The 11,652-nt window shown below is 45.8% G+C and carries 10 protein-coding genes; 7 read left to right on the top strand and 3 right to left on the bottom strand.

Annotated features, from left to right (window positions below; translation table 11 throughout):
* Together SKA34_RS00990 and SKA34_RS00980 are read left to right on the top strand one after the other, a co-directional pair.
* On the top strand, positions 1–532 hold a 532-nt coding region (locus SKA34_RS00990; RefSeq protein WP_006643628.1), incomplete at its 5' end, for a S8 family serine peptidase.
* A gap of 366 nt (positions 533–898) precedes the next feature.
* A protein-coding gene (locus tag SKA34_RS00980; RefSeq protein WP_086004105.1) for an IS3 family transposase occupies positions 899–2,076 on the top strand; the annotation gives its coding sequence in 2 pieces (ribosomal slippage) (positions 899–1,157 and positions 1,157–2,076; 1,179 coding nt in all).
* 251 nt (positions 2,077–2,327) lie between these two features.
* On the opposite strand, the gene uxuA is transcribed toward SKA34_RS00980, so the two are convergent.
* From uxuA to SKA34_RS00965, 3 genes are all read right to left on the bottom strand, one after another.
* Positions 2,328–3,515, bottom strand: a complete 1,188-nt coding sequence (uxuA, locus tag SKA34_RS00975; RefSeq protein ID WP_006643627.1) for a mannonate dehydratase — start codon at positions 3,513–3,515, stop codon at positions 2,328–2,330.
* 129 nt (positions 3,516–3,644) lie between these two features.
* Entirely contained in the window at positions 3,645–4,436 is a 792-nt protein-coding gene (locus SKA34_RS00970) for an FCD domain-containing protein (RefSeq protein ID WP_006643626.1), read from the bottom strand.
* 107 nt (positions 4,437–4,543) lie between these two features.
* On the bottom strand, positions 4,544–5,527 hold the full coding sequence (locus SKA34_RS00965) for a TRAP transporter substrate-binding protein (RefSeq protein ID WP_006643625.1): 984 nt from the start codon (positions 5,525–5,527) through the stop codon (positions 4,544–4,546).
* Between the two features lie 320 nt (positions 5,528–5,847).
* On the opposite strand from SKA34_RS00965, the gene SKA34_RS00960 reads away from it, so the two are divergent.
* The 5 genes from SKA34_RS00960 to SKA34_RS00940 all read left to right on the top strand — a co-directional run bounded on the left by SKA34_RS00960 (position 5,848) and on the right by SKA34_RS00940 (position 11,643).
* A complete protein-coding gene (locus tag SKA34_RS00960) occupies positions 5,848–6,360 on the top strand; it encodes a TRAP transporter small permease (RefSeq protein WP_006643624.1) in 513 nt (170 codons plus the stop codon).
* A 14-nt stretch (positions 6,361–6,374) separates the two neighbouring features.
* Entirely contained in the window at positions 6,375–7,706 is a 1,332-nt protein-coding gene (locus tag SKA34_RS00955; RefSeq protein WP_006643623.1) for a TRAP transporter large permease, read from the top strand.
* 67 nt (positions 7,707–7,773) lie between these two features.
* On the top strand, positions 7,774–9,237 hold the full coding sequence (locus SKA34_RS00950; protein ID WP_006643622.1) for a mannitol dehydrogenase family protein: 1,464 nt from the start codon (positions 7,774–7,776) through the stop codon (positions 9,235–9,237).
* A 12-nt stretch (positions 9,238–9,249) separates the two neighbouring features.
* On the top strand, positions 9,250–10,662 hold the full coding sequence (uxaC, locus tag SKA34_RS00945; protein ID WP_006643621.1) for a glucuronate isomerase: 1,413 nt from the start codon (positions 9,250–9,252) through the stop codon (positions 10,660–10,662).
* Between the two features lie 3 nt (positions 10,663–10,665).
* Positions 10,666–11,643 (top strand): sugar kinase, encoded by a 978-nt coding sequence (locus tag SKA34_RS00940; RefSeq protein WP_006643620.1) that lies wholly within the window; start codon positions 10,666–10,668, stop codon positions 11,641–11,643.
* Positions 11,644–11,652: the final 9 nt, after the last annotated feature.

Raw genomic sequence — 11,652 nt, 5'->3', positions numbered from 1 at the left:
TATAGTTGATCATGCATTTCGCTATGCCGCTCAAAAAGGAGTACTTATTGTCCATTCAGCCGGAAACAGTAGTCGTGATAACGACATGATTGTAAGTTATCCAAATCGTTATGCTCAATATGATTGGTCTGATCCAGTAAGTACGTGGCTCGATGTTGGTGCTTCAGCAAAATATGCAAACCAAGAACTTGTAGCAAGTTTCAGTAACTTTGGGCAAAACAGTGTTGATATATTCGCGCCAGGTCACAACATTATGTCTACGACACCGGGTAACAACTACGAATCATTGAGTGGAACCAGTATGGCTGCGCCAGTGGTTTCTGGTGTGGCGGCGTTAGTGTGGTCTCAAAACCCAGAGCTCAGTGCTGTTGAGCTAAAAGAGATAATAATGAAATTATCGAGAACTTATCCCAATTTATTAGTGAAAAAGCCTTCAACGCCATCTAAATTGATTCCTTTTAAATCGTTATCAATCTCGGGCGGCATAGTGGATGCTGAGAAAATTTTCATTCATTTATCTGAAAGAAATTAACAGTATGAATACTATGAAAGGGACTTGTTGGGCTTTGTTGACGCGCTTATTAAATCATCAATTTTGATTTTAGCTTGTCTTCCTTTATCCTTGCAATCTATCTCCGTATCTAGCTCAATAACTATGCCTTACAAATACAACGATTCCGATACGACACTCTTTAAGGCAGTACCTGCCTACGAAGATGAGATAATTTAGCCTAAATGGTGGAGCTGCGATGCCTCACCATTTTAGGTATTGTTTGGTTACATTGCTAATGAGCACCCACTCCTTCCATGTTTTAATCTCTCTTTATGTAGTGGCATAGTGAATTTGGTCACTTAGTTAGAGGTGATATCATCACTTCATACGTTAACAGGTGACACTATGACAAATCGTACAAGACGACTATTCAGCGCAGAATTCAAGCTCGAGGCTTCACAGTTAGTGATTGATCAAAATTACTCAGTGGCAGAAGCCGCCCAAGCCATGAATGTGGGTAAATCCACGATGGATAAATGGGTTCGTCAGCTTAAACAAGAACGACAAGGCAAAACGCCAAAAGCTTCGCCTATGACCCCTGAGCAAATAGAAATTCGGGAATTAAAAAAGAAGTTAGCTCGTCTTGAAGAGCATAATGAAATATTAAAAAAAGCCACGGCTCTGTTGATGTCGGACTCACTGAACAATTCTTGATGATCAAGAAACTCAAGCAGAGCTATAGCGTAAAAACATTATGCGAAGTCTTCAATGTTCATCGAAGTAGTTATAACTATTGGCTAAAGCGTCCAACAGCGATTAGGGCGGAAACAGTCAAACTTCGCAGCTTAGTTAGTGAGGCCCACGCAGCAAGCAACGCCTCTGCGGGAGCGAGGACTATTGCAGATATAGTCACAAATCAGGGTTTAAAACTGAGCCGATACCGAGCAACAAAACTCATGAGAGAGCTTGGTTTAGTCAGTTGCCAACAGCCAAAGCATCGATACAGAAAGGCTTCTCAAGAACATGTTGAGGTTCCAAATCACTTGGGCCGACAGTTTGCTGTTACCGCCCCAAATGAAGTTTGGGTTGGTGATGTTACGTATATTTGGACAGGAAATCGCTGGATGTATTTAGCGGTTGTTATTGATCTTTTTGCCCGCAAAGTGATTGGTTGGTCGATGTCTTTATCACCTGATTCCAGTCTGACAGGCAAAGCTCTTTCAATGGCTTATGAGTCGCGTGGTAAGCCGAAAGGCGTCATGTTCCACAGCGATCAAGGTAGCCACTATACAAGTCGAAAGTACCGTCAATTACTGTGGCGTTTTAAGATAAAACAGAGTTTATCTCGCCGAGGAAATTGCTGGGATAATGCACCAATGGAGCGTTTCTTTAGAAGCTTAAAGACCGAATGGGTGCCAACAGTGGGTTATCGTAGTTTTGCTGAAGCTCAACAAGAGATCATCCGCTACATTATCGGGTATTACTGTCAACTCAGGCCGCATCAATATAATGGCGGCCTAACTCCCAACGAATCAGAACGATTATATTGGGAAAACTCTAAAACCGTGGCCAATTTTAGTTGACCACTACAAAAGTGCCTAACACACTTTTGTCCAAAAGTGAGTTAGCTATTCGGCTAACTCATATGGGTTAATCTTTATTATCCTTTGGTAGCTCTACTTTTATATTCTTTTTTATACATATATAAAAAAGTGAATCTGGTAAGTCTATGTAAGAAATACCAAATTCACTCACCCGTTCAATTGTTATATTTACTTTAACTAGAAAGAGCTTAAAGTCTGCGCTTTCGATAAGCCCTTCACATCATTAGACTTTAGTTCGTGTAGAAAGCGCGCTTCAATGCCATTTCAAGGCCGCGAACTTCAGCCAAGCCTTTCAAGCGTCCAATTGCTGAATAACCAGGATTGGTCTTCTTTTTCAGATCGTCCAATATTTGATGGCCATGATCAGGACGCATGGGAATTAAACGATTATCGCCCACTTCTGCACGGCGCTTTTCTTCATCAAGAATCGCCATCACCACGTTGTACATATCCACATCGCCATCTAAGTGTGCCGCTTCGTGGAACGTCATCGGGTTGTTTTCTTCACGCTTGGTTGAACGCAAGTGAGTGAAGTAAACACGGTCACCGTACTTTTTGATCATCTTCACAAGGTCGTTGTCACCACGCACACCGTAAGACCCCGTACACATGGTTAAGCCGTTCATTTTACTCGGTACTTTTTCGGTCAACCAATCAATATCTTCAATGGTTGAAACAATGCGTGGCAAGCCAAGAATTGGGCGCGGAGGATCATCTGGATGTACCGCCAATTTCAAACCATGCGCTTCACAAACAGGCATGAGCTCTGTTAAGAAGTAAGCCATATGCTCACGCAGCTTGTCTTTGCTGATGCCCGAGTAACGATCCAGTTGTGCTTGGAACTCTTCTAGCGTGTAACCTTCTTCAGCACCCGGTAAGCCAGCAATGATGTTGCTTGTCAGTTGTTGGATTTGCTCAGCCGTCATGTTGTTGAAGTATTCAAGCGCCAGCGCTTGCTCTGCTTCGGTGTAATCTGCTTCTGCGCCCGGACGCTTAAGAATATGTAGCTCAAATGCCGCAAAAGCGATTTGGTCAAAACGCAGCGCTTTAGAGCCATCCGGCATTTCAAATTCGAGGTCTGTACGTGTCCAGTCGAGTACTGGCATGAAGTTGTAGCAGACCGTATCTACGCCGCACTCTGCAAGATTACGCAGCGTTTCTTTGTAGTTGTCGATCCATTGTTGGAAGTTGCCCGTCTGAGTTTTGATATCTTCATGAACAGGGACACTCTCAACCACCGACCACGTTAAGCCTTTCTCTTCGATAATAGCTTTTCGTTCTAAAATCTCTTCTTTCGACCACACTTCACCATTTGGAATGTGGTGTAAGGCATTCACAATGCCTGTTGCGCCAGCTTGACGAATATCGTCTAGCGACACAGGATCATTCGGACCGTACCAACGCCAAGTTTGTTCCATGACACTCACCTTTTTTAAGACACACTCAGCCCGCTCGAATTTATCAAGCTAAGTGCACAATGACTTTTTAATATGCAGCCACGATAATGCAGCTACGCTGATTAGAGCCGACCGAAGTCGGTAATATAGTTAACTGTTTTCAGTGCCCTGCAGAACAACAGGGTTAGAACTGAATAAGTAACCATCAAAATTTGGGTCATCGATGTCAGACAGCTCCAACAGACGCTGTTTAACGTTTTCAAAGTGTTGCCACATGGCATTTTTTGCAGCAATAGGATCTTTACGCTGTAATGCGGCGAGGATTTTGGCGTGATCGTCTAGCCACTCTTCACGGTACTCTTGACCAGCAATGTGAGAATGAAGTTTACTCCACATCGGGCTGCTCTCGCGTCGCTCCCAAGTTTGCTTCAACATATCTACCAGAACAGAGTTTTGAGTTGCCTCTGCAATGCAAATATGAAACTTCTCATCACCGTTACAATCTGCGGTGCCACTGGCTAGTTCTTCTCGTTCTAACTGAAGGGCAGCGCGCATTTTCACGATGTCGCCTGGCGTTACTTGCATTGCTGCAAATTCAGCAATGTTACTTTCAAGCAACTGGCGAGCTTGGAGCATTTCAAACGGACCAGCATCATCGCTGATCACGTTCTCACGGGAGTTCGGTTGAGATGGAATATTGATGACATACACCCCAGAACCTTTCTTCACTTCGACAAGGTTTTCCAGCTCCAGCATGATGATCGCTTCACGCACAACTGTGCGACTAACGTCGAGACGTTCTGCGATGTCACGTTCAGGCGGCAGTCTATCTCCGACCACGTAACGGCCATTGATAAGTTCTTGTCTAAGGGCTAAACCGATCTCTTGATACGGTCTTTTCGGTTCAAAAGGCATCATGATGATATTATCACTATATTCCATCTAACTTCTCACGCCATCATAACGACCAATCACAATTGGTCAACCTCTATGTACCAGAATGTGGTAACACTTTGTTTTCGAATATTTATTATTAATAACTTTATGAATTACTTAACGGCTTTGATCTTCTCAACCAATTTATTTAATTCAGGATTTGTTTTTTCTAAGCCCGCATACATGGGTTGAACAGCTTCAACAAATGCTGCTTTATTTGGCTCTACAAACGTCACGCCTGCCTTCTCTGCTTTCGCGCGCTCTTTCGCTTCTGACTCAGCCCATAGCTTCTTCATGTACTCCGAAGAATCTGCAGCTGCTTTCATCAATGCTTTTTGCTGCTCTGGCGTTAGTTTTTCGTAGCTCTTGGTTGAGATAACCAATACATCAGGAACCATAGTGTGCTCATCTAAGCTGAAGTATTTCGATACTTCACTGTGACGGCTCAAGCTGAACGATGGGATGTTGTTTTCCGCAGCATCGACCACGCCTTGTTGCAATGCTGTGTATAGCTCACCGTATGCCAATGGTGTCGGGTTACCACCTAATGATTTTACCATCGCAATCGCAGATGGGCTCGGTTGTACGCGCACTTTCAGACCTTTCAGATCTTCAGGCGTATTGATTGGTTTACTGGTGTAGAAGCTACGTGCACCTGCATCGTAATAAGTCACACCAATAAAGCCGCTGTCCGCTGAAGAATTCAGGATTTCACGCCCCACTTCACCGTCTGTCACTTTGTAGTAGTGGTCTTTATCACGGAACAAGTAAGGCATGTTGAATGCTGCGTAAGCTGGGGAGAAAGCTTCCAATTCTGCCGCGTTGCTCTTGACCATATCTAAAGCACCGTTTTGCATTAGCTCCATCGATTCACGCTGTGTACCTAGCTGTGCATCAGGGTAAATACGGATACGAACTTCACCATCTGTCATTTCACTAACTTCTTTTGCCATAAAGTCCATTGCTTTATGTACGGCATGGTCACGAGGGTGGTTATGACTCAGCTTCAAAGTGGTCGTCGCAAAAGCAGAAGCGGTGGCGCCGAAGGCCAGTGCAGTACCTACTACAGCGCTTAAAAGAGTCTTACGCGTCATCATTGTTCTGTTCTCCTTGGATTGGTTATCCAATATGTAGGGTAGTTTTAATTTTCAAGGGTATTTCTGTTTATACGGGCCATTATTGGCGATAAAAAAACCTACCGTCAAAACAAAAATGCAAATTGATTGACCAAAATCACAATTAAACCCGTTAAATTGGTTAGCCAATTTAATTGTGAACCGACTCACGGACAACCAAATCGACTAACTTATAATCCAACTAGAAAAATTAGCGTGTATTACTGCCCTGAACAGAAAAAAGCCTCACATTGGTTAACCAGTTGTTGTGAGGTACGCGTATTTACTTAAAGGAAATAAAAATGAAGAAATTGGTCGAATACATAAACAGGGGGCTGGCTGCCTTTACAGTCTCTCTCTCGAGCTTCCTCGTCATTTGCGTAGTCTGGCAAGTGTTATCACGTTATGTGATTGGCAAACCAAGTACCGTTACCGACGAACTTGCTCGTTATCTCTTTATGTGGGTGGCGTTAATTGGCGCGGCATACACTACTGGTCTTAAACGTCACCTTGCTATCGACTTGCTCACAATGAAGCTGCAAGGCAAACGCAAACTCATCAATGAAATCATTATTCAAATCGCTATTGCCATCTTCTCTTATGTAGTGTTAGTCCATGGCGGTACCCAACTCGCACTAAAAACATTGGCAACGGGCCAGTTGACACCCGCGCTTGGCTTAGAAATGGGCTACATCTATTTTTGCCTACCAATCAGTGGCGCGCTAATGATCTTCTACTCTGCGGTATTTGCTTTCGACCGTGTAAAACAATTGACGTCTGGTGAAGCCCTACTCACCGACACACAACTTGATTAATAGAGGCTTCCACAATGGAATGGCAATTAATTCTCACCCTATTCGGTAGCTTCGCAGTCTTATTGACGATTGGCGTACCGGTTTCTTTCTCTATCGGTTTGTCATCGCTAGCCACTATTTTAATGAGCTTACCGTTAGAGCCTGCTATAGCCGTTGTCGCACAGCGTATGGCGGCAGGCCTTGATAACTTCGCCTTACTGGCAATCCCGTTCTTTATCTTAGCGGGTAACATCATGAATCAAGGTGGTATCGCACTACGTCTTATCAACTTTGCAAAAGTGCTCGGTGGTCGCCTTCCTGGCTCACTTGCACACGTGAACGTAATGGCGAACATGATGTTTGGTTCGATTTCTGGCTCTGCGGTAGCGTCTGCTGCAGCAGTTGGCGGCACCATGTCTCCTCTACAAAAGAAAGATGGCTACGATGAAAACTTCTCTGCGGCAGTGAACATCACCTCTTGCCCATCAGGCTTGTTGATCCCGCCAAGTAACACGTTGATCGTATTCTCATTAGTGTCTGGTGGTACATCTATCGCAGCATTGTTCCTAGCGGGCTATATTCCTGGCATCTTGATGGGTCTAAGCATCATGATAGTAGCTGGCATCATTGCAAAACGTCGAGGCTACCCAGTGGCAGCACGTCCTTCTCTGGCAATGGTTTGGGCTACCTTCTTGAAAGCAGCCCCATCTCTTTCACTGATTGTGATCATCATGGGTGGCATCATTGGCGGTATCTTCACCGCAACAGAGGCTTCAGCTATCGCAGTGGTTTATACCTTTGTGCTTGCGGTGCTTATTTACCGCGAAGTGAAATGGCGTGACATTCCAAAGATCATCCTAGAGTCTGCGGTTACCACTTCTATCGTATTGCTACTGGTTGGCGCATCAATGGGTATGTCTTGGGCGATGGCGAACGCCGACATTCCTTATATGATAGCTGATGCCCTACTGGCTATCTCTGACAACCCAATGCTGATTCTACTGATCATCAACGTCATTCTGTTGATTGTTGGTATCTTCATGGACATGACCCCAGCGGTGCTGATCTTTACGCCTATCTTCCTGCCAATCGCACTGGATATTGGTATCGACCCAGTACACTTCGGTATCATAATGACCTTCAACTTGGCTATCGGTATCTGTACCCCACCAGTAGGTAGCGCGTTGTTCATCGGTTGTTCTGTGGCGAACGTTGCCATCGACAAAGTGATTAAGCCTCTACTTCCATTTTACGTTGCACTGATTGCAGCACTAATGGCCGTGACCTTTATTCCTGAGCTAAGTCTGTTCTTGCCTCACCTTGTTCTTGCCTCACCTTGTTCTTGGCTACTAAGCGCTGAGTTATAAGTTTTAGATTACGAATTATTAAAATACACCATTCCGCAGGTTCGCCTGCGGGAAAAGGAATACCACAATGAAAACTATTTCGAATTCAACGTTGAATAACAACGTTCTGCTTCCTGACTACGACCGCTCAACGCTTAAAAGCCGTATTATTCACCTTGGTTTCGGTGCTTTCCACCGCGCACACCAAGCACTATTCACTAATGAAATGTTGAGCAAAACAGGTTCGGATTGGGGCATTTGCGAAATCAACCTATTTGGTGGTGAAGACTTAATTCAATCGCTGCGCGCACAAGACCACCTATACACAGTGGCAGAGAAAGGCGCAGAGTCGACCGAAGTAAAAGTGATTGGTTCAGTCACCGAATCATTCCATCCAAGCCTCGACAGCATTCAAGCGGTGTTAGAAAAAATGGCAGAGCCACAAGTGGCGATCGTTTCAATGACGATTACCGAGAAAGGCTACTGCGCCGACCCAGCGACGGGCACGCTTGATAAAAACAACCCGTTAGTCATTGCTGATTTTGTCAACCCAACTGAGCCAAAATCGGCACTGGGTTACATCGTCCAAGCACTGAAGATGCGTCGTGAACGCGGTCTGACCCCATTTTCCGTGATGTCTTGCGATAACGTGCAAGAGAACGGTCATGTCGCAAAAGCAGCGGTAATTGAGTTCGCTCAACTGCTTGACCCAGAATTGCGCGACTGGATTGAAACCAACGTCACCTTCCCTTGCACCATGGTTGACCGCATAGTGCCAGCAGCAACCGAAGAGACGCTGACCGAAATCGCTGAGCTACTTGGTTGTGAAGATCTATGTGGCATCGCTTGTGAACCTTTCCGTCAATGGGTTATCGAGGATAACTTCGTGGCAGGTCGTCCAGATTGGAATGTGGCTGGCGCAGAATTTGTTGCTGACGTTGTGCCTTACGAAGAAATGAAACTACGCATGTTAAATGGTAGCCACTCGTTCCTAGCGTACCTAGGTTACCTTGGCGGTTACGCGCACATCTCAGACACCATGACAGATGAAGGCTACCGCAAAGCGGCCTTCGACATGATGATGCAAGCACAAGCCCCTTCGCTAGCAATGCCTGAAGGCACCGATTTAGAAGGCTACGCTAAGCTGCTTATCGAGCGCTTCACTAACCCAAGCTTAAAACACAAAACATGGCAAATCGCGATGGATGGCAGCCAGAAGATCCCACAACGCATGGGCGGCAGCTTACGATTCCATCTTGCTCAAGGCTCTAACTTCTCATGGTTGGCAACGGCGATTGCAGGTTGGATGCGCTACGTATCCGGTGTTGACGAGCAAGGCAACGACATTGAAGTTCGCGATCCAATGGCAGAAACACTACGTCAAATTTGCGACCAACACGGCTTGAACGTTTCTGTTGTGCCAGCGTTGCTTGCTGTTGAAGCAATCTTCCCTGCAGAGCTTGGTCAAAACCCACAAGTGATTGATGCGGTGAGCAGCGTTTACCAATCGCTGATTGATAACGGTGCTCGTGCCACTGTCGCTGCGCTGTAATCGGAGTTAACAATGAAGAATTTCTTGTGTGAAGACTTTTTACTGTCAAATGAAACTGCACGTCGCTTGTACCATGAGCATGCGATCCATCAGCCAATTTATGATTACCACAGCCACCTAAGCCCAGCGGAAGTGGCACAAAATCGTCAGTTCGATAACTTGGGTCAAATCTGGCTTGAAAGCGATCACTACAAATGGCGTGGTATGCGCTCGGCAGGTATTGAAGAGCGTTTAATTACGGGGAATGCAAGCGATTACGACAAATACATGGCGTGGGCAAAGACGGTTCCTCAAACTTTGGGCAACCCGCTTTACCACTGGACGCACTTAGAACTGCGTCGCCCATTCGGTATTACCAATACGCTGTTTAGCCCAGACACCGCTGATCAAATTTGGCATCAATGTAATGAGCTACTGGCGACACCTGAATTTTCGGCTCGCGGCATCATGCAGCAAATGAACGTCGTAATGACGGGCACGACCGATGATCCTATCGATTCACTAGAACACCACAAAGCGATCGCAAATGACGATACCTTTGACGTCAAAGTGCTGCCGAGCTGGCGTCCGGATAAAGTGTTCAAGATCGAACTGGATGTGTTTGCGGATTACGTGCAAAAACTGGGCGAAGTAGCAGACATAGAGATCCGCCGCTTTGATGATTTATTGAGTGCACTCGATAAACGTTTGGCACACTTCGATGCACATGGTTGTCGTGCAGCAGACCACGGTATTGAGATCGTCCGTTACGCGCCAATGCCAAGCGAAACGGATTTAGATACGTTGCTGGCTCATCGTTTGAATGGTGAAGTATTGTCAGATCTTGAATGTGCGCAGTTCTCTACCGCGGTTCAAGTTTGGCTCGGCAAACGCTACGCGCAGTTGGGCTGGGTCATGCAGCTCCATATTGGCGCTCAACGCAACAACAGCACACGTATGTTCCAACTGTTAGGTGCCGACGCTGGCTTTGATTCGATTGGCGATCGCCCATTTGCTTTTGAACTGGCACATCTATTGGATGAAATGGACAAAACCAACGAGCTGCCTCGCACCATTCTTTACTGTTTGAACCCTCGTGATAACGAAATGATGGCGACCATGATTGGTAACTTCCAAGGTGGCGGCATCGCGGGCAAAGTGCAGCTTGGCTCCGGTTGGTGGTTCAACGATCAGAAAGACGGCATGCAACGCCAAATGGAACAGCTTTCTCAACTTGGTTTACTCAGCCAATTTGTCGGTATGCTGACAGACTCGCGCAGCTTCTTGTCATACACCCGTCACGAATACTTCCGTCGCATTCTGTGTAACATCGTCGGTCGTTGGGCAGAGAACGGTGAAGTGCCTAATGACTTATCCTTGCTTGGTCCTATGGTAGAAGACATCTGTTTTGGTAACGCAAAACGCTACTTTGAAGAGAGGGCGTAACCCATGAAGCACATCGCTATAATAGGTGAATGTATGATTGAGCTGAATGGCAAACCGTTCGGCTCAATGCATCAAACATTTGGTGGAGATACTCTCAATGCTGCGGTTTATTTAAGCCGCGGCTGCGAAGCCAATAGCAAATCTGATGAGGTTAAGGTCTCTTACGTTACAGCGCTTGGCAATGACCCAATCAGTACGGGCATGCTGACTCGCTGGGAAGAGGAAGGCGTTTCGACAGACTTAGTACTGCGCGATGAGACTCGTACACCGGGCTTATACTTGATTCAACTTGATGACCAAGGCGAACGTACGTTTCTATATTGGCGTAACCAATCAGCAGCACGTTACCTACTTCAACATCCTAACTTTGAACTAGTTAAGCAAGCATTAACCCAAGTGGATACTGTGTTTCTCAGCGGTATCTCTTTAGCCATCTTGCCAGAAGAAGACCAAATTTCACTACTCAATTTATTGGTTGAGCTTAAAGCCCAAGGCGTTGAAATCGCGTTTGATAGTAATTTCCGCCCTGCACTGTGGCCTGAAGACAATAATCAAGCCGTCAAAAACGTTTACCAAGCCATGTATCAACTGACAGACGTTGCTTTGGTCACTTTTGATGATGAGCATTTGCTCTGGGGAGACGAAACACCAGAACAAACGATTGAACACCTTACGACTCTTGGCGTGGGAAAATGTATCGTCAAACTAGGTGCAGATGGCTGTTTGATTCAAGACTCGAAAAATCAGGGTTCGAGCGCGGCTCTGGCTCCACAAGCTGTGCCAACCCAACCCGTCGCTCAAGTAGTGGACACCACATCAGCAGGCGACTCATTCAATGGTGGTTTTTTATCTGCATACCTCACTGGTGCAGATCTAGTGACCTCATGTCAAAGAGGCAACGCACTGGCAAGTACTGTGATTCAACATCGCGGTGCCATCATTCCTAAAGCATTAACACAACCGGCGCTTGACGTCGTTTAAGGAACATTC

This window comes from Photobacterium sp. SKA34 (assembly GCF_000153325.1).
Taxonomy (GTDB): domain Bacteria; phylum Pseudomonadota; class Gammaproteobacteria; order Enterobacterales; family Vibrionaceae; genus Photobacterium.
The sequence above is the reverse complement of the archived record's forward strand: the minus strand, read 5'-3'. Positions and strand labels throughout refer to the sequence as shown.

What these genes read in the sequence shown, in the direction of transcription:
- SKA34_RS00965 (WP_006643625.1), bottom strand. Translation starts at nt 5,527, where the DNA reads ATGATGACGCGTAAGACTCTTTTAAGCGCTGTAGTAGGTACTGCACTG.
- SKA34_RS00940 (WP_006643620.1), top strand. Translation starts at nt 10,666, where the DNA reads ATGAAGCACATCGCTATAATAGGTGAATGTATGATTGAGCTGAATGGC.
- SKA34_RS00955 (WP_006643623.1), top strand. Translation starts at nt 6,375, where the DNA reads ATGGAATGGCAATTAATTCTCACCCTATTCGGTAGCTTCGCAGTCTTA.
- uxuA (WP_006643627.1), bottom strand. Translation starts at nt 3,515, where the DNA reads ATGGAACAAACTTGGCGTTGGTACGGTCCGAATGATCCTGTGTCGCTA.
- uxaC (WP_006643621.1), top strand. Translation starts at nt 9,250, where the DNA reads ATGAAGAATTTCTTGTGTGAAGACTTTTTACTGTCAAATGAAACTGCA.
- SKA34_RS00950 (WP_006643622.1), top strand. Translation starts at nt 7,774, where the DNA reads ATGAAAACTATTTCGAATTCAACGTTGAATAACAACGTTCTGCTTCCT.
- SKA34_RS00970 (WP_006643626.1), bottom strand. Translation starts at nt 4,436, where the DNA reads ATGGAATATAGTGATAATATCATCATGATGCCTTTTGAACCGAAAAGA.
- SKA34_RS00960 (WP_006643624.1), top strand. Translation starts at nt 5,848, where the DNA reads ATGAAGAAATTGGTCGAATACATAAACAGGGGGCTGGCTGCCTTTACA.